Below are 19220 nucleotides of genomic sequence, written 5' to 3' on the forward strand. Positions count from 1 at the left end.
TTATTAGCTTAACGTTATGGGTAAACAGAAAACGACTCAATTAAAAAAATGAAGCGCATCTTTTTGAGATGCGCTTTTCTTTTTTAGGTTATAAATCACGATTAAACCTTGTATTCTCTGGCGATAAGACGTGAAACTGAAGTAGTCATTTGATAGAATGACGCGTTGTTCTATAACTGAAATAGACAACAATGAATGATTCAGTGGTGAGTTAAATGGTTATCGTAATCAATGAATCAAATAATGCTGTTTAGTTTTTTCTTAGTTATAGAAAGTGCGTGTTAAGACTGCGCATTAATACGGGACTGGCTGTTTTTAATGATTGTCGCGTGTCGCGACATTTTGATATTAAGCCAGCATGGGCATATTATCTTTTCGCTGTGCTCAAAATAGTCGTGTAACACCCATAAAAATAATTTTTATTTCACCAAACGGAGCCTCGTCTCGTTATGATGGACAACATTCGTTCCACTGCTAATAATCCATTTATAAAGATATTATTAGCTGTGATCATCCTCTCCTTCGTCCTAACCGGTGTGGGCGGATACCTCTTTAGTTCAGGCGTTAATGATGCTGCTGAAGTTAACGGATATAAAATTAGCCGTTCTCAATTAGAGCAAACTTATCAGCAACGTCGCGCTCAATTACAACAAGATATGGGTGAAAATTTTGCTGCTCTTGCTTCATCAGAAGAAGGTCAGAAACTTATTCGCCAACAAGCGCTTGATTTACTGATCAACCAAGCCTTACTTGATCAATTTGCACAAAATCTGGGTATTTCAGCCGGTGATCAGCAAATCAGAGATGCTATTTTTGCACTTCCTTACTTTCAAACTGACGGCAAATTTGACAATAAAAAATATGTCGATTTATTGAAAGGCAATAATATTGATGCAGATGCTTTTGCAGAAGGTATTCGTCAAAACCTTATTAATCAGCAATTAAAATTTTCTATCCAAGGTACAGATTTTGCCTTAGATAGCGAAGTTAAAGAATTTGCGGGATTAATGCTACAAAGCCGTAATGTACGTTTAGCATCATTAGACATTCAGCCATTCCTTGAAAAAGAAACGGCATCTGATGAAGAAGTGAAAGCGTTCTATGAGCAAAATAACCAAATGTTCATCGCGCCAGAGCAATTTAAAATTAGCTACATCCAATTAAATGCTCAAAAAGATTTTAATAATATCAACATTACTGATGAAGAAGCGAAGGCTTACTACGATAGTAATATTGATGAATTCACGGCAGCAGGACAGAAACAGTACAGCATCTTAGTATTAGCTGATGAAGCAGCGGCTAAAGCGGCAGAAGATGAGCTGAAAAAAGGCGCTGATTTTGTTTCGTTAGTGAAAGAAAAATCTATTGATAGCTTCTCTAAAAAACAAAATGGTTCTTTAGGTTGGATAACTATCGGACAAGAGTTACCAGAGCTGGCTAATGCAAGTTTGACAGAAAAAGGTCAAATCTCTGAGCCTGTTAAAATCAGCAATGGCTACGCAATTTTCCGCCTTGATGATGTCAAACAATCTGTTGTAAAACCATTTGATGAAGTGAAAACAGATTTACTGGCAAAAATGCGTGAAAATAAAGCGATTGATGATTTCTTCGCATTACAACAAAAAGTGAGCCAAGCTGCATCTAATGACAACGACACACTCGTGCCTGCTGCAAAAGCAGGTAACGTGACTGTGGTTAATACTGATTGGTTTGATGAAAATACGGTTCCTGCACCATTAAATAATGAAAAACTCACCCAGTTAATTTTTGGTGGTTCATTAGTGGATGAAAATGGCCCAACAGGCATGAATTCAGACATGGTGACGTTAGGTAATGACAGTGCATTTATCGTGCGTGTAGAAGGTTATAAGCCTTCAGCAACCCAACCATTAGACAAAGTACGTGATCAAGTTGTTATGCTGGTTAAACAGCAAAAAGCATCACAAGCAATGAATGCAGAAGCCCAAAAACTTTTAGCCGCCTTGAAAGAAGGCAAAGGCGAAGACGCACTGAAAGCCGCTAATATTTCGTTTGGTAGTGAAGAAAGCATTGTTCACTCATCCGCAACAGATGTAGTACAAACCGCGATTTTCTCTATGCCAAAACCCGCTGAAGGCAAAAAAGAGTATGGTATGACTAATGTGCCAGGCACTAAAGTCGTTCTTATTCAATTGGATAGCGTAACAGATGGTAAGCCAACATCTGAACAACTAGAGTTTATGACTAATCTCTATCGCGCTCAGATGGGCGAAGAAGCGTTACAACTCATGTTACGCGACCTAAAAGATAACGCTAAAATTGAAATTTTTGATAAAGACTATCAATAATCGAATTTGAGTTATTAAATTGAAAACCCAGCATCAAGCTGGGTTTTTTATGACTACTATTCTTGGTTATTTAAACAAATAAGGTTACCGCTTAAAAAAATTCATATTTGAGAGCCAGCACGATAATTTTTTGTAATGCTTCTTTTGTTCATTTTTATTTTTCCTAGTTTCTCGTAGTTTTCTTTTTATACAATTGCCGATTTATCAGTATATTGGCACTCTTTTTCTGCATTCAGAAATCTCTGTTTGTTATTGAATTTAAAATTATTGAATAAAAGGAAATGATGATTATGAAAATGGATAAAAAAATGTTGTCAGGTTTTATGGCTTCTATCTGTCTTGCCTTGGGATTAGGGCTTTCTCCTTTCTCTTATGCAGAAGAAACACCCGCTTCAACCCCAACGGTTTCTATTGAAACTCACTCATCTGTTGTTCGTGATGCTAAAGAAAATAAAGCCAGTACAGAAGGTAAAGTTAATTTAAATACGGCAACAGTAGATGAATTAATGGGATTAAAAGGGATCGGAAAAGCGAAAGCACAAGCCATTATTGATTATCGCGAGCAGTTAGGGCGTTTTACCTCTATCGATGAACTTGAAAAAGTTTTTGGAATTGGTATGAAGTTAGTTGATCAAAATCGTGATTTTATTGTTATTAATTAAGGTGTTCATTCTTATACGATATTGAGTATAAGTGATAGCAGAAACGTGAATATTGATTGAAAATCTCCGTGTTTCTCTTGGTTTGTATTTTGATAAGAGAAACACGTTTTCTTAGCGTTTGCTTTGTTAAAAGAAAACGAGATAAAACTATATCAAAAATTACTAAATTTATTTTCTTGGCTATATTTATGGTATCGCATAAAAAATTTATAAAAAGTTTATTAGAATAATCAAGAGGTAATAAATTGATATGAGTACATTAATTAAAGTTTATGGTTTTCATTTAGATGTTTTTGAACATGTGAATAATGCACGTTACCTTGAGTTTTTAGAGCAAGCTCGATGGGACTGGATTGAGCAACATTTAGATTTTGATTGGTTTAAGCGCAATGGTTTGGCATTAGTGGTTGCTAATATCAATATTAATTATCGCTTACCTGCAAGTTTAGGTGATGAGCTACTAATTGATTGTGATGTTGCTGAAGTGGGAATTAAAAGTGGCGTGCTTTCTCAAAAGATTGTGAGAAAAAAAGATGGCGCACTTATCTCTGATGCATTAATTACTTTTGTTCTTGTTGATATCAATACCAAAAAAGCACTGACATTAACAGAGCAGTTAAGAGAGAAGCTTGAATATGTACGCCAATCATCCTAATACACAAAGAGAGTATTAGAGATCTCTTATTAAACACTTCAGGCTAATCTAAGATGATTTAATGCAGTGATAATGTTTAATAAATTATCACTGCATAAGTGAATGCATAAATGAAAACATAAACGAATAGAATGGCAGGTAGCAGTGATAATTAATCAGGTAATTCTGATGATTATTTAAGACCCACTTTCTGTTTCATGGTCTGCATAATAGGTGTTTTATCGGCTAAGTAGGTGTTTAATCCTCGTTGTCTTAAATGACAAGCCGCGCATTCACCACAGCCATCCCCCTGAATACCGTTATAGCAAGTTAAAGTTTCATGACGAACGAAATCTAACTTTTTATAGTAATCAGCTAAAGCCCACGTTTCGGCTTTATCTAGCCACATTAATGGCGTGATAAATTTGATATCACGAGCAATACCTAGGCTGACAGCATGATTGAGTGCTTTTACAAATTCATCTCGACAATCTGGGTAACCAGAAAAATCTGTCTCACAAACACCCGTGATGACACTCTCAGCGCCAATTTGATAAGCGTAAATTGCAGCCAAAGTGAGGAAAAGGATATTTCTACCTGGTACGAAGGTACTAGGAATATCACTTTCTTCACTTTCTTTGAAATCAGGAACAGGAATATTGTCGCGAGTTAAGCTACTGATGGCGAGTTCGTTGAGTAAACTTACATCTAAAACTTTATGCGCTGTTGCGCCCAGTAATTGACTAACTTTTTGTGCTACCTCAATTTCTTCTTTATGGCGTTGCCCATAATTAAATGTAATGCAATGTACTTCATCGTACTTTTCCAACGCTTGAATAAGGCAGGTTGTCGAATCTTGTCCACCACTAAAGACAACGACCGTTTTTTTCATCAGAATACTCCTGAATATTGAATTTCTATAGGGATTAGTACGCATAAAAGTACATATATTATGGCAATTTATTACCGATTTATCATTAGATGATTACTCTTATAGTAAGGGGCAGGTTATCATTATTTTTTGTAGGGGCATATTTTGAAGGAGTATCTATGTTAGATAAGATTGACCGTAAACTATTAGCGCTGTTACAGGAAGATTCAAGCCTCTCACTGAATACTTTGGCTGAGGCTGTTAACCTAACCTCAACACCTTGCTGGAAACGATTGAAAAGATTAGAGGATGAAGGGTATATTCGTAAACGCGTTGCGTTGCTTGATAGTGAAAAAATCGGGCTAGGTCTAACAGTTATTGTTATGATTAGAACACAGCAGCATAATAGCGAATGGTACGAACAGTTTGTTTCATTTGTTAAGCAAATGCCAGAAGTACTGACATTCTATCGAATGGCGGGTGAGTGTGATTATCTAATGCATGTTGAAGTAGTAGACATGAAAAGTTACGACCTATTTTATAAGCGTATGGTTAATGGCGTACCGGGTCTTATTGATGTGACTTCTAACTTCGCAATGGAAAAAATTAAATACACAACGGCAATGCCGATACCTGAATAAGGTTCATCTTTACCAACTGGCACTTTTATTTTTGTATAACCTTAGGATTTAAGGCGTGGCTCTATTTTCACAGCTCAGTTGGTATTTTCTCAATGAATGGCGTCGTTATGTAGGTGCCATTTTCTTATTGATGGTTATCGCAGTATTACAGGTGATCCCTCCAAAGATTGTTGGGATCATTGTGGATGGTGTCGATAACCATAGTCTGACGTTTAGCCAAGTGATGAATTGGATTGGCGTGATGGTATTAATAGCCCTCGCGGTTTATCTTTTGCGTTATTTTTGGCGTCTTTGGTTATTTGGCGCATCTTATCAATTAGCAGTAAAACTGCGGATGCAAATTTACCAACAACTTAATCAACAATCTTCCTCTTTTTATCATCGTTATCGCACAGGCGATTTAATTGCACGTACCACCAACGATGTTGATAAAGTGGTTTTTGCCGCAGGCGAAGGTGTACTTACCTTAGTGGATTCTATGGTTATGGGGCTTGCTGTACTTGTCATGATGAGCATTCAGTTAAGTTGGGAACTGACACTGATTTCATTACTACCTATGCCAATCATGGCAATTTTGATTAAGCGATATGGTGATAAATTACATAGTCGCTTTAAAACGGCACAGGCACTTTTCTCTTCACTTAATAATCAAGCACAAGAAAGCTTGAGTAGTATTCGTATGATCAAATCATTCGGGCTAGAGCAACAACATGCCTCCCGTTTTGATGATGTGGCAAAAGAAACTGGACGACAAAATATGCGTGTTGCAAGAATTGATGCGCTATTTGATCCTACTATTTTTATGGCTATTGGTTTTGCTAATTTACTCGCTGTTGCTGGTGGCAGCTATTTTGTAATTAATGGCAGAATGACATTGGGTGAATTAACCAGTTTTGTGATGTATTTGGGGCAAATGATCTGGCCAATGCTGGCTTTAGCATGGATGTTTAATATTGTTGAGCGTGGCAGTGCTGCTTATAGTCGCATTAATAGTTTATTGGATGAAAAACTCGATATGGTTGATGGTGAGTTATCACCAAAGCCAGGTCGAGGAGTATTATCCGTTGATATCAAACATTTCCAATATCCCGAACAAACGACACAAACACTGAAAAACGTTCATTTCACATTATCACCCGGTGAAATGCTAGGTATTTGTGGTGTGACTGGCAGTGGTAAAAGTACATTACTTAGTGCTATTCAACGACTTTACGATATCACCGAAGGTGAAATTTGTTTTCAATCAGTTCCTATTTATCAATTGAAACTTGATGAATGGCGAGCGCGATTGGCTGTTGTTAACCAAACTCCCTTCCTATTTTCCGATACCATCGCGGGAAATATTGCTTTAGGTCGTCCTGATGCGACAAAAGAAGAAATAGAGTCTGTTGCGAAACTGGCAAATATTCACGAGGATATTTTGCGCTTACCGCAAGGGTATCAAACACAGGTAGGTGAAAAAGGTGTGATGTTATCTGGTGGACAAAAACAGCGTATTTCTATTGCCCGAGCGCTATTACTGGATGCCGAAATTCTATTATTAGATGACGCATTATCTGCAGTTGATGGACAAACAGAATATCAAATCCTGCAAAACTTGTCACAATGGCGAAAAGATAGAACCTTAATTATCAGCGCTCATCGCTTATCTGCATTGGTTGGTGCTACGAATATCTTAGTTTTGAAACAAGGTGAGATTATAGAGCAAGGTACACATCAGCAGTTAATTTCAATACCAGGTTGGTATCAAGATATGTACCATTATCAGCAATTAGAGGCCGCGCTGGATGACGATGAATAAAAATAAATCCGTTAAAGCGCTATTACCTGCATTAAAGCGCCTTTTGACTTATGGTAAAACCTATCGCAAACCCATGACATGGGGTGTCATTATGTTGTGGGTTGCTGCCGTTGCAGAAGTGGGGGGACCATTAATTGTTGGCTATTTTATTGATGCAAAAGTTGCCACGAATAATGTGGAATTAATGTCATCCTTAGGTCTCGCGTTGGCTTTTATTCTTTTGCAGGTGATTGCCGCGACACTTCACTATTATCAGGCAATTGTGTTTAATCATGCTGCTGTTGGGGTTGTACAACAATTACGTACTGATGTAATGAGTGCGGCTCTAAAACAGCCATTAAGTGCTTTTGATAATCAGCCCGTGGGACAGTTAATTTCTCGTGTAACAAATGATACCGAGACGATTAAAGATTTGTTCGTGAACGTGTTACCGACACTATTTCGAGCAATTGCTTTAGTGGTTGTTATGCTGATAGCGATGTTCTTATTGGAATGGCAAATGGCGCTTGTTGCAATGATGATATTTCCTGCGGTGATAGGTGTGATGATGCTTTATCAGCGATTGAGCACACCGATTGTACGTAATGTACGTCATTTTCTTGCCAATATTAATGATGGTTTCCACGAAGTTATCAATGGCATGTCAGTTATTCAGCAATTTAGGCAACAAGCTCGATTTGGTGAAAGAATATCAGATGACAGTTGGCAACATTACCAAGCACGTATGAAAGCGTTAAAACTGGATGGTCTATTATTACGTCCTTTATTAAGTATGCTCTCTGCGTTGGTTCTGTGTGGCTTATTAATGCTATTTGGGTATCAAGGCAGTGCAGTTATTGGTGTTGGGGTTATTTATGCGTTTATTAGTTATCTAGGTCGATTAAATGAACCCTTGATCACATTGACATCACAGCAATCAATTTTGCAACAGGCGGTTGTCTCTGGTGAGCGTGTTTTTGAACTGATGGATGCACCTTTACAACACTACGGTTCATCATCACATTCCATCACTCAAGGTAATATCGATGTTAACTCTCTTTGGTTTGCGTATCGCGATGAGCAATGGGTATTAAAAGATATCAATTTAACTATTCCTGCTCGTCATTTTATCGCATTTGTTGGGCACACAGGAAGTGGCAAGAGTACTTTAGCCAGCTTATTAATGGGGAATTATCCTTGGCAAAAAGGAAGTATCTCTTTAGATAAGCAACCATTAGGATCGTATTCTCATACAGCACTACGCAGTGGTATTGCGATGGTGCAGCAAGATCCCGTTTTATTATCGGGTTCACTGTATGACAATATTACGTTAGGGCGTAAATGTGATGAATCACATTTATGGCAGGTATTAGAAACGGTGCAACTTGATCAATGGGTTAAAGCCTTACCTGAAGGGCTACAAACAGAACTCGGTGAGCAAGGTAGTCGCTTATCCGCAGGGCAAAAACAGCTACTTGCATTGGCGCGTGTATTATTAATACCTCCTCGTATTCTTATTTTGGACGAGGCAACAGCAAATATTGACTCAGGAACAGAACAAGCCATACAGAAGGCGCTAAAAGTAGTTAGGGAAAAAACAACACTGATTGTTATTGCTCATCGACTTTCTACTATTATTGAGGCCAATGAAATTGTGGTGCTTCATCGTGGTGCAATTGTCGAACAGGGTGATCATGCTAAGTTACTTTCACAAAAAGGTCGATATTATAATATGTATCAATTACAGCAAGTCAGAGAATCTTTACAAGAACAAGTCCCTGTTGAAGTAGAATAATCACCTTAAATAAAAAAATATAATTCTAGAGGGCGCATCATCTTTATGTATGCGCCTTTTTTACTTCCCTATTATCTCGCTTTTATCAAAATAGCCATCGTATTTTTGCACCAACTCGGTGAGCCTTTTCATTTTTACTATTTCAATAATTTTATTTTTATTTAAATATCAATGCATTAAATAATGGCATGCCTTTTGCTTTTCTATATGGGCTTGGTTCTTTTAAATATCGACGAGGTTTATATGAAATATATCATCGCCATTATTAAGCCATTTAAATTAGAAGAAGTACGAGAGTCGCTTTCTGAGTTAGGTATAAAGGGAATGACAATCAGTGAAGTAAAGGGATATGGGCGACAAAAAGGTCATGCGGAGTTGTATAGAGGCGCAGAATACGAGGTTAATTTTCTCCCCAAAGTAAAAATAGAGCTAGCTATTTGCGATGATCAACTGGAGCCAGTTATGCAAGTGATTATGCAAGCGACTGATACAGGGAAGGTAGGAGATGGAAAAATTTTTGTTTTTGAATTATTGCAGGCTGTCCGTATTCGTACCGGTGAGTCTGGTGATGAAGCACTTTAAAGGAGATATTCGATGAAACGCTTACTTTCTTTGCTATTAATGTTAGTGCTTACACACTTTTCTTCATCCGTATTTGCGACTGAAACAGTGACGGTTGATAAAGCTGACAACGGTTTTATGTTGATATGTACTGCTTTGGTCTTTTTTATGACGATACCCGGTATCGCCCTGTTTTATGGCGGGTTATTGAGAGGAAAAAACGTACTTTCTTTGATCACGCAAGTGATGATGATTTTCAGTGTGGTTGTTATTCTTTGGGTTACATTTGGCTATAGTTTGGCATTTACCGCGGGTAATAAAATGTGGGGTGGGTGGTCACTTACTTTTTTGAATAACGTATCACTAGATTCACTCTCTGGTTCAATTAATCAATATATACATATTGCTTTTCAAGGCTCTTTTGCAGTGATAACCGTTGCATTAATTGTTGGTGCATTAGGTGAGCGAGTTCGTTTTTCTGCATTGCTTATTTTCACCGTTATTTGGTTCACATTTTCTTATATCCCGATTGCGCATATGGTATGGGGAGAAGGTGGTTGGTTAATCGATGATGGTGCATTAGATTTTGCTGGGGGAACCGTCGTACATATTAATGCAGCTATTGCAGCTCTTGTTGGTGCTTACTTACTTGGTAAGCGACGTGATAGTCAACATACCGCGCTTAAACCTCATAATTTGCCGATGGTCTTTACAGGTACAGCAGTGCTCTATATTGGTTGGTTTGGCTTTAATGCAGGCTCTGCTGGCAGTGCAAATGCGATCGCAGCTTTAGCATTTCTAAATACAGTAATTGCAACTGCAGGAGCGGTGCTTTCTTGGACTGCATCAGAATGGCTCACCAGAGGAAAACCTTCCATGCTAGGCAGTTGTTCAGGTTGTATTGCAGGATTAGTGGCAATTACACCTGCTGCTGGCACAGTCGGAGTGATGGGTGCTTTATTTATCGGTGTAGTAGGAGGGATCATCGGGCTTTGGGGCGTTGTTGTTTTAAAACGTTGGTTAAAAGCGGATGATGTTTGTGATGTTTTCGGCATTCACGGTACTTGTGGTATCGCAGGTTGCTTATTAACAGGGGTATTTACGGCTTCATTTTTAGGAGGCGTGGGATACAGCGATGGTATGACACTTAGTAAACAAGTTTTAATTCAATTAATAAGTGTTGTGATCACAGTGATTTGGTCTGGTGTTGTCGCTTATATAAGCTTTAAAATCGCAGATAAACTGGTTGGTTTACGTGTTTCAGAAGAGGAAGAGCATGATGGATTAGATTTAACCACGCATGGTGAAAGAGCTTATCAACAATAATTGTCTATTCCCCCTCGTTTGAGGGGGGAATATGCCAAAATATTATTTTGAATGTTTAGTCCGTTTTTGGCGAATAACCCCTTCTTGAACAGAAGATGCGACTAGTTGGCCATTTGTATTAAAGAATTTACCTCTAACAAATCCTCTACCGCCTGACGCTGAAGGGCTTTCAATCACATAAAGTAACCAATCATCCACACGGAATGGACGATGAAACCACATAGAATGGTCAATCGTAGCGACCTGCAAACTTGTATCCATAAAGCCTAAGCCATAAGGTTGGAGAGCGGTTGGTAAAAAATCAAAATCAGAAACATAACCAAGCAAGTATTGATGCAAGAAAGGATCTGATGGCATTTCACCACGACTACGATACCAAACATAGCGTTCAGCGGGCGCTTTAGAGTAGCCAAAAGGGCTAAAATATTGCACTGGACGTGCTTCAAAAGGTGTTTCTCGTAGTGCTAAAGATCTAATCGGTTCGGGTAATTTAGGTGCTAATTTCTTTAAAATTTCATGCTGTGGGATAAGTTCATTTGGAAAAGGAACATCAGGCATTATATCTTGATGTTCAAAGCCCTCTTCAAATTCTTGAAAAGAAACGGTCATATAAAAAATAGGTTTACCATGCTGAATAGCACTGACTCTACGAGTACTAAATGAACCGCCATCACGGATAAATTCCACATCATAAACGATAGGCTTGCGGCTATCGCCAGGACGTAAAAAGTAGCTATGAAATGAGTTGATGTAGCGGTTATCAGCAATTGTCTGTTTTGCAGCGTATAGTGCTTGTCCGACAACTTGCCCACCAAAAACTTGAGGTAATCCTATATCTTCGCTTTGACCTCTAAATAGACCTTCTTCTATTTTTTCAAGTGCCATCAAATTGATGAGATCTTTCAATGCTTGACTCATAGTGTACCTGTATCATTAGATCTGGTTATTTTTTATAACGCTGATTATATACAATCCTCAGAAGATAAAAAAATAATCTCCCTTTTTATCTTAGATAGCAATCTAATGATAAATAAACAGCGTTGATGAGATTATGATTTATCCACTTATTGAATACTTTCTGGTGAATTTATGAGGGACAAAAAGAGCGTTAAAGGCAATTGAATAATCAGCGAGAGAAAAATTGGGTAATTAATCATCACTTAGGCTCGCTTTCCTTGCTATTTGGGTCAGTTTAAAACATAATGCGTGACGTCTTAGCAATAAGACAATCTATGGGGTCTTGTTGGTTCTCCCGCAACGCTAACTTGTTAACTCGGTCAGGTCCGGAAGGAAGCAGCCATGACAGGTGTCGCGTGTGCCGGGATGTCGCTGGCAAGGCCCCACCCAATTTTTAGCCTTTCGTAATATCTAATCTCTCATAATGATTATCTTCTAGGATTTTTGTTTCCCCTTATGTTTTACTCTACACGCGTGTTTTTTTGAGCGCTGTTTTCTTTGAGTTTAAGAATCAATCGTATCGAATAGAAAATCGTATTGAATAAAAAATAGTATGCTTAATGTATCAATTTATTATTGGAACATTTACGGTCATATTTATAAATGAAAGAATATTTGAGCAAAGCAGTGCAGTCATGCCGTAATAAGTCAACGGCATGATGGTGTGTAATCATTCTACTGATAAGAAAACGCGAATAAAACGATATCTAAATTAAGAACTAATAACCCTAATACTATAAAAAATAAAAATAGCAAAAATAAAACTAAGGTAATTAAATAGAACTAGATTATCTTACAAATTTCCAAACAGACGCTGGAATTTTATCATATAGCTTATTCATTGTGAGTTCTGCTAAACGGTGGTCGGCTGCTGAATAAAACAGCTCCAGTTCATCATCAGAAAGCTCATATTTGTTTTTTTCAATCACACGTTCTAATGTTTCGATTGAAGTACATTTTCTTAAACGCATTAGATAGTCTGTCTTAGTCATGTTGTCTTTTCTCTATTATTAAAATAAAACTAAAGATAATTAAAATTATTTAATATAATTTGTTGGGTTTTTGGCAATGAGAGTTAAAAGTGACTGGTTTAACTCTTTCCAATTATTGATATCTGAGTAAGAAATTGATGTATTACCAAATAAACGATAAGTCTCTTCAAGGTACTCTTCTATAAGCGTATTAATTACATGTTTATCTGGGTGCTTAATCTTAAATTTCCAACTAAAGTCCATAATGTGTTCAATTAGAACATTAAGGTCAACGCTTTTTGTGCTACTCAGATCGTTGTGCCAAACTGTGCTTCCTTTATCTAAGGAGCCTAAAGCTTGCTGTAATAGCTCTTCGCACAAAAACGACAATTCGGCTAAATCTACTTTTTCTGGTGAATATTCGTCCATAACATATCGTAATTGAATTAATAGAAAATATTCATTAATAATGATAAATACTTAAAGTTGAGCTTATTAACGAGATACATCACATAATTCATTAATGGATTAATAAAAAACATAAACTGGAAAATGAGCGTTTATATTTACTCGCATGCTAAAAGAGTTTAATAATTATATTTATTATTTCTAACAAAGTAATAGCATATCGAAAGACAATACTAAACATTCAATTGCACATGAATGAGTTTAAAATTTATACATTAAGTATTTCTTTGCTTAATATAGCACTATTATTGCATAAGTCACTATCTGAACAACAGAATTTTGTCTATTTTCGTAAAAATTAATAAATCCCGATTAAAGTGATTTTATCTTAACATAATGATTTTATTTGTTTTTATTATATTTCAAATGTTTAAGCGTGTAAATGAGGCATAATTATCGTTGTTATTTATAAATAACAGAACAGCTTAATTTTGACAAAAAGTCACATATAAGAAAAAAAATAAAATGAATTTATTGATTAAAGAGATATTTCCTAAAAATAATATAATGAGATAAGTTTTCATTTAAAACAGTGCATCAATAGATAAAGAAAAAGGTCGCTTTCGCGACCTTTTTGGCATTATCACTCAAATTCATTCAAACTAGTGAGAATGATTTGGATGCTCTAAATCTTCATTTTTCTTCGCAAATCGTCTACGGATCACAACGAAGAAAATAGGAACAAAGTAGATAGCAAGGGAGGTTGCGGCAATCATACCACCGAATACACCTGTACCTACTGAGTTCTGAGCGCCAGAACCCGCACCATTACTTAATACTAGAGGAATAACCCCTAACATAAAGGCTAGTGAAGTCATTAGAATTGGACGTAGACGCATTCTAACAGAGTCTAACGTTGCTTCTATGAGTCCTTTACCTTCTTTCTCCATCAAGTCTTTGGCGAATTCAACAATCAAGATTGCGTTTTTCGCCGATAACCCAATGGTTGTTAGTAGCCCAACCTTAAAGTAAACGTCGTTTTCAAGCCCTCTTATTGATGTTAATGCAAGCGCACCAATAACACCCAGTGGAACGACTAACATAACGGAGAATGGTACTGACCAGCTTTCATAAAGAGCAGCAAGACAAAGGAATACCACTATCAAGGAAATGGTATACAGCGCAGGCGCTTGGTTACCCGATAAACGTTCTTGATATGACATTCCTGTCCATTCATAACCGATACCGCTTGGTAGTTTACTCGCGAGATCTTCCATCATAAGCATTGCATCACCACTACTTTGACCCGGTGTTGCACTACCTTGAATTTGAACTGCTGGTAAACCGTTATAGCGTTCTAAACGAGGAGAGCCGTATAACCAAGGATCTTTACTTGTATCAATGAACGATGAGAATGGAACCATCTGACCGACATTGTTACGAACATAAAGATTACCAATATCTTGTGGCAACATACGGAATTGTGATTCAGCTTGAACGTAAACTTTCTTAACACGACCACGGTCGATAAAGTCGTTTACATAGCTACCACCAAACATCGTACCCAATGTTGAATAGATATCACTAATTGCAACACCTTGAGCTTGTGCTTTTTCTAGGTCGATAAACAGACGATACTGTGACGTATCTTCCTGACCATTAGGACGCACACCCATTAACATTTGAGGTTGTTGCGCTGCCATTCCGAGTAATTGATTTCGAGCTTCCATGAGTTTATCGTGACCGAGGTTAGCTTTATCCACTAACTCGAATTCGAAACCACCCGCAGAGCCTAACTCAACAATTGCTGGAATGTTAAATGAGTAAACAAAGGCTTCCTTAATTTGGGATAATGCCACGTTGGCACGTCCTACAATAGCAGGCACTTTGTCTTCTTCTGCTTTACGTTCATCCCAATCATTCAATACAACGAAAACCAGACCCATATTTTGTCCTTGACCACCGAAGCCGAAGCCACTTACGGTAAAGACAGATTTAACGAGTTCTTTCTCATCGGTATTGAAGTAGTCGTTTACTCTTTCTAATACGTCTTGTGTTTGTTCTTGTGTAGAGCCAGCAGGCAACTGAACCATTGTCAGTAATACCCCTTGGTCTTCTTCAGGTAAGAACGATGCGGGTAAGCGAATAAACATTAACGCCATACCTGCGACTAATAAAACGTAAATCAGTAAGTAACGACCAGTACCACGAAGAGTACGGGATACGCTGTCAGTATAGTGGTGGCTGCTTTTTTCAAAGGTACGGTTAAACCAACCAAAGAAACCTGTTTGCACACCATGGCTGCCTTTCGGTATAGGTTTTAACATCGTTGCACAAAGTGCGGGTGTTAAAATCAATGCAACGAAAACAGACAGAACCATTGCTGATACGATGGTGATAGAGAACTGGCGATAAATTGCACCTGTTGAACCACCAAAGAATGCCATTGGAATAAATACCGCAGAAAGCACTAAGGCGATACCGACCAGCGCACTTTGGATTTGTCCCATGGATTTACGTGTTGCTTCTTTAGGCGATAAACCTTCTTCTTGCATTACACGTTCGACGTTTTCTACCACAACGATGGCATCATCCACCAGAAGCCCGATAGCAAGTACCATCGCGAACATCGTCAAGGTATTTATCGAATAACCAAACGCCGAGAGTATGGCGAAGGTTCCTAACAATACAACAGGCACTGCAATTGTTGGAATTAACGTAGCACGGAAGTTCTGTAAGAACAGATACATAACTACGAATACCAGCATGATTGCTTCAACCAGCGTTTTTACCACTTCGAAAATAGAGATCTTAACGAATGGCGTTGTATCGTAAGGATAAACAACCTCTAATCCCGCAGGGAAGAACGGCTCCATTTCAGCCAATGCAGCACGTACAGCGGTTGCTGTATCTAATGCGTTAGCACCTGTTGCTAATTTAATACCGATACCAGAAGCGGGTAAGCCATTAAAGCGAGCAATAGTACTGTAGCTTTCAGCCCCCATTTCAACTACACCGAGATCTTTTAACTTAACCTGTGAACCGTCAGTATTGACCTTCATCAGAATATCGCCAAATTGTTCTGCGGTATTGAGTCGAGTTTGAGCAATGATTGATACGTTTAAACGCTGACCAGGAATAGGCGGTGTTCCCCCTAATTGACCTGCTGCCACTTGGTTATTTTGTGCTTTAATCGCACCAATAACATCAAGTGTTGTCATGTTGTATTTCACCAGTTTATCGGGATCTAACCAAATACGCATCGCATATTGAGTACCAAATAACTGGGTTTCACCCACACCGGTAACACGGCTTAATGGGTCTTTAATCGTTGCACCTACATAGTCTGCGATATCATCTTGCGACATTGAACCGTCATTTGAGATGAAACCTGCAACCATCAAGAATGAACTTGAGGATTTATCAACACTAATCCCTTGTTGTTGCACTTCCTGAGGTAATAACGGCATGGCAAGTTGCAGTTTGTTCTGCACCTGTACTTGCGCGATATCAGGGTCAGTACCTGCTTCAAAGGTCAGAGTGATATTCATCATACCCGCTGAGTCACTGGTCGCAGACATATACACCATGTTATCGATACCATTCATATTCTGTTCGATAACTTGGGTAACGGTGTTCTGCACAGTGGTGGCGTCAGCACCAGGATAAACCGCAGAGATAGAAATCGCTGGCGGTGCAATCGTTGGATACTGGGCGACAGGCAGTTTGATGAGTGCCAGAAGACCTGCGAGCATGGTAATTATCGCAATTACCCACGCAAATATCGGTCTATCTATAAAAAACTTAGGCATGGATCACCGACTCCTTATTGAGGATTCTTAGCTGGCTCAGTTTGTTCAGGTGATGGCTTCGCATCTAAATTCTCTTCTTGAGCTGTTACTGTCATTTTTGGTTTTGCTTTTTGCAATCCAGAAACGATAACGCGCTCACCAGCCTGAACACCACTATTAACGAGCCATTTATTACCAACAGCTTGTGACACTTCAATGGTACGAACTTCAACAACATTATCTTTATTAACAACCATTGTTGTTGCATCACCACGAGCTGTACGAATAACGGCTTGTTGTGGGATCAAAACTGCATTTTGACGAATACCATTTTCTAACTTGGTGCGAACAAACATACCGGGTAATAATTCCCCATTTGGGTTAGGTACGATTGCACGCATCGTAATAGAGCCTGTTGTTTCATCAACAGTCACATCAGAAAACTCTAAATGACCTTTCTGCGCGTAAGCTTGCCCATTAGTCAATGTTAAATGAACAACAGGTTTACCTTGCTCTTGACGAATAACGCCACTTTCAATTTCATTTTTAAGTTTCAGGTAGTCTTCACTCGATTGCGTCACGTTGACGTAAATCGGATCAATTTGCTGAACAGTGGTAAGTGCCACTTGCTGACCTGGAGCAACTAGCGCGCCTTCAGTCACAGTAGATTTACCTGAACGACCTGAAATAGGTGCTGTTACTTTTGTATATTCAAGATTAATTTTTGCAGTCGTTACAGCAGCTTCACCTGCTTTAACAGCGGCAACCGCTTGTGCGTACTGAGACGTTGCAGTATCAAAATCTTGCTTACTGACATAGTTTGTACCAAGTAGAGGTTTATAACGCTCCACGGTGAGACGAGCTATTTCAGCATTCGCTTTAGCTTTCGCTAATTCAGCTTGCGCACTATTTAAAGTTGCTTCAAAAATAGCTGGGTCGATTTGGTACAAAGATGTACCCGCTTCTACATAGCTACCTTCTGTATAATTACGTTTTAAAATAATGCCGCCAACTTGAGGGCGAACTTCAGCAATACGGAAGGCTGATGTACGACCTGGTAAATCAGTGGTGATTGTCAGAGCTTCAGCTCCTAAAGTCACAACACCGACAGCTGGTGCAGGAGGTGGACCTCCAGCAGACTGTTTAGCTTTGTCGTCACATCCAGCAAGAACCAAGCTGCCTGATAGCACTAACAGAGCCAGAGGCAAAACCCCTCTGTTTTTTCGCATAAGAAAACCTCTATTCAAACGTTGTTTCCCGGGATAAAAATAATTAAGTTGATGATTGATTGCGATGTATAGTACAAACATACATGAATGTATGTAAATTAACTTCAGTCAAAATCGAGGATTAATGGCACGAAAAACTAAACGACAGGCACAAGAAACAAAACAGCAGATTATTGATGCTGCACTTAGGCTGTTTACTGTGCAAGGCGTTTCTGCCACATCACTTTCAGATATTGCAACAGCGGCAGGCGTGACCCGTGGCGCAATATATTGGCACTTTAAAAATAAAGTGGATTTATTTACTGAAGCGTGCGAACTCACCGACTTAAAAATAGAATCTTTAGAAATAGAGTATCAATCAAAATACCCAGATGATCCACTATTTGTATTAAGAGAATTACTTATTTACATATTGACATCAATTGTCGAAGATCCCAAACATAATGCACTTTTAGAAATATATTTCCATAAATGCGAATTTGTCGGTGAAATGACACCAATTGTTGAAATTCGCAGAGAATTGTGTGCAGCGGATCACTCTAGAATAGAACAGTCTTTATCTCGTTGTATTGAAAAAAAACAGCTTCCTGCCGATCTTAATTTAAGAAGGGCCGCTATTATGTTAAGAGCCATGATGACGGGTCTTGCCGAGAATTGGTTATTTTCACCAGAAAGTTTTTCTATCAAAGATGAAAGTCAATATTTGGTTGATAGCTTTATTGATATGATAAAGCATAGCGCAAATATGAGAATATCAGCGCCATCTTAATTTATTATTAAACTTGAGGAAGATGTTTATGAGTAAGGTATTAGTTATTGCTAATGGTGCAGCTTATGGCAATGAATCATTATTTAACGCACTGCGTTTATCGATTACATTAAAAGAACAGCATCCAGAAACCGAATTAAATATTTTTTTAATGTCTGATGCTGTAACTGGGGCTTTAGCTCGTCAACAACCTAAAGAAGGTTATAACTTACAGCAAATGCTGGAAATTCTCACGGCGCAAAATGTGCCTGTTAAACTCTGTAAAACATGTACAGATACGCGTGGTATCAGTGATTTACCACTTGTTGATGGTGCAGAATTAGGTACATTAGTCGATTTAGCGCAGTGGACGCTCGATGCGGATAAAATCCTGACTTTCTGATCACTATTTCGTTTTCTCAGGCGAGAAACAAACCAAGCAACTTGCTCTGTTTACACTGCCAATTTAAAGCAATTGGATTATACTAATAAACAGTTTTTCAATATTAATTGAACAAG

The 19220-nt window shown here is 38.2% G+C and carries 16 protein-coding genes and 1 other RNA gene; 11 read left to right on the forward strand and 6 right to left on the reverse strand.

The annotated features are described in order from the left end of the window. The first annotated feature begins 449 nt into the window (after positions 1–449). The 3 genes from ppiD (at position 450) to BTA34_RS02280 (ending at position 3644) form a co-directional block, all read left to right on the forward strand. Positions 450–2327, forward strand: a complete 1878-nt coding sequence (gene ppiD / locus BTA34_RS02270; protein WP_151434327.1) for a peptidylprolyl isomerase — start codon at positions 450–452, stop codon at positions 2325–2327. A 290-nt stretch (positions 2328–2617) separates the two neighbouring features. After that, a complete protein-coding gene (locus BTA34_RS02275) occupies positions 2618–2989 on the forward strand; it encodes a ComEA family DNA-binding protein (protein ID WP_265576157.1) in 372 nt (123 codons plus the stop codon). 250 nt (positions 2990–3239) lie between these two features. Then, on the forward strand, positions 3240–3644 hold the full coding sequence (locus tag BTA34_RS02280) for an acyl-CoA thioesterase (RefSeq protein ID WP_099074223.1): 405 nt from the start codon (positions 3240–3242) through the stop codon (positions 3642–3644). 172 nt (positions 3645–3816) lie between these two features. Here BTA34_RS02280 and queC read toward each other — a convergent pair whose 3' ends face one another. Next, positions 3817–4515, reverse strand: a complete 699-nt coding sequence (gene queC, locus BTA34_RS02285; protein WP_100159254.1) for a 7-cyano-7-deazaguanine synthase QueC — start codon at positions 4513–4515, stop codon at positions 3817–3819. 158 nt (positions 4516–4673) lie between these two features. On the opposite strand from queC, the gene BTA34_RS02290 reads away from it, so the two are divergent. The 5 genes from BTA34_RS02290 (at position 4674) to amtB (ending at position 10597) form a co-directional block, all read left to right on the forward strand. Continuing rightward, the gene (locus BTA34_RS02290) at positions 4674–5135 is read left to right on the forward strand and encodes an Lrp/AsnC family transcriptional regulator (RefSeq protein WP_036911686.1); all 462 of its coding nucleotides are present in this window, start codon (positions 4674–4676) and stop codon (positions 5133–5135) included. A 55-nt stretch (positions 5136–5190) separates the two neighbouring features. Further along, complete coding sequence (locus BTA34_RS02295) at positions 5191–6936, forward strand: SmdA family multidrug ABC transporter permease/ATP-binding protein (RefSeq protein ID WP_151434328.1); 1746 nt, start codon at positions 5191–5193, stop codon at positions 6934–6936. After that, the gene (locus tag BTA34_RS02300; protein ID WP_151434329.1) at positions 6923–8710 is read left to right on the forward strand and encodes a SmdB family multidrug efflux ABC transporter permease/ATP-binding protein; all 1788 of its coding nucleotides are present in this window, start codon (positions 6923–6925) and stop codon (positions 8708–8710) included. The genes BTA34_RS02295 and BTA34_RS02300 overlap by 14 nt, the downstream gene beginning before the upstream one ends. Before the next feature lie 243 nt (positions 8711–8953). Next, entirely contained in the window at positions 8954–9292 is a 339-nt protein-coding gene (gene glnK / locus BTA34_RS02305; RefSeq protein ID WP_151434330.1) for a P-II family nitrogen regulator, read from the forward strand. A 12-nt stretch (positions 9293–9304) separates the two neighbouring features. Continuing rightward, entirely contained in the window at positions 9305–10597 is a 1293-nt protein-coding gene (gene amtB / locus BTA34_RS02310) for an ammonium transporter AmtB (protein WP_151434331.1), read from the forward strand. 42 nt (positions 10598–10639) lie between these two features. Here amtB and tesB read toward each other — a convergent pair whose 3' ends face one another. Continuing rightward, positions 10640–11515: an acyl-CoA thioesterase II gene (gene tesB / locus BTA34_RS02315; protein WP_151434332.1), complete on the reverse strand. Its 876-nt coding sequence runs from the start codon at positions 11513–11515 to the stop codon at positions 10640–10642. 323 nt (positions 11516–11838) lie between these two features. On the opposite strand from tesB, the gene ffs reads away from it, so the two are divergent. Then, an RNA gene (gene ffs, locus BTA34_RS02320) (signal recognition particle sRNA small type) lies at positions 11839–11935 on the forward strand. Between the two features lie 407 nt (positions 11936–12342). Here the strand turns inward: ffs and BTA34_RS02325 are convergent. The 4 genes from BTA34_RS02325 to BTA34_RS02340 form a co-directional block, all read right to left on the reverse strand. Next, positions 12343–12546: an HHA domain-containing protein gene (locus BTA34_RS02325; RefSeq protein ID WP_006535062.1), complete on the reverse strand. Its 204-nt coding sequence runs from the start codon at positions 12544–12546 to the stop codon at positions 12343–12345. Between the two features lie 45 nt (positions 12547–12591). Beyond that, positions 12592–12954, reverse strand: coding sequence for an Hha toxicity modulator TomB (gene tomB, locus BTA34_RS02330; protein WP_151434333.1), 363 nt, complete (start codon positions 12952–12954; stop codon positions 12592–12594). A gap of 641 nt (positions 12955–13595) precedes the next feature. Further along, on the reverse strand, positions 13596–16745 hold the full coding sequence (locus tag BTA34_RS02335) for an efflux RND transporter permease subunit (RefSeq protein WP_151434334.1): 3150 nt from the start codon (positions 16743–16745) through the stop codon (positions 13596–13598). Between the two features lie 14 nt (positions 16746–16759). Continuing rightward, positions 16760–17953 carry an efflux RND transporter periplasmic adaptor subunit gene (locus tag BTA34_RS02340; RefSeq protein ID WP_151434335.1) on the reverse strand — a complete coding sequence of 398 codons (1194 nt, stop codon included), beginning with the start codon at positions 17951–17953 and terminating at the stop codon, positions 16760–16762. A gap of 124 nt (positions 17954–18077) precedes the next feature. On the opposite strand from BTA34_RS02340, the gene acrR reads away from it, so the two are divergent. Together acrR and BTA34_RS02350 are read left to right on the forward strand one after the other, a co-directional pair. Beyond that, positions 18078–18722: a multidrug efflux transporter transcriptional repressor AcrR gene (gene acrR, locus BTA34_RS02345; protein WP_151434336.1), complete on the forward strand. Its 645-nt coding sequence runs from the start codon at positions 18078–18080 to the stop codon at positions 18720–18722. 28 nt (positions 18723–18750) lie between these two features. After that, complete coding sequence (locus BTA34_RS02350; protein ID WP_023580846.1) at positions 18751–19104, forward strand: DsrE/DsrF/TusD sulfur relay family protein; 354 nt, start codon at positions 18751–18753, stop codon at positions 19102–19104. Positions 19105–19220: the final 116 nt, after the last annotated feature.

The sequence above is a fragment of the Proteus sp. CD3 genome (assembly GCF_008808075.1).
GTDB classification, from domain to species: Bacteria; Pseudomonadota; Gammaproteobacteria; order Enterobacterales; family Enterobacteriaceae; genus Proteus; species Proteus appendicitidis.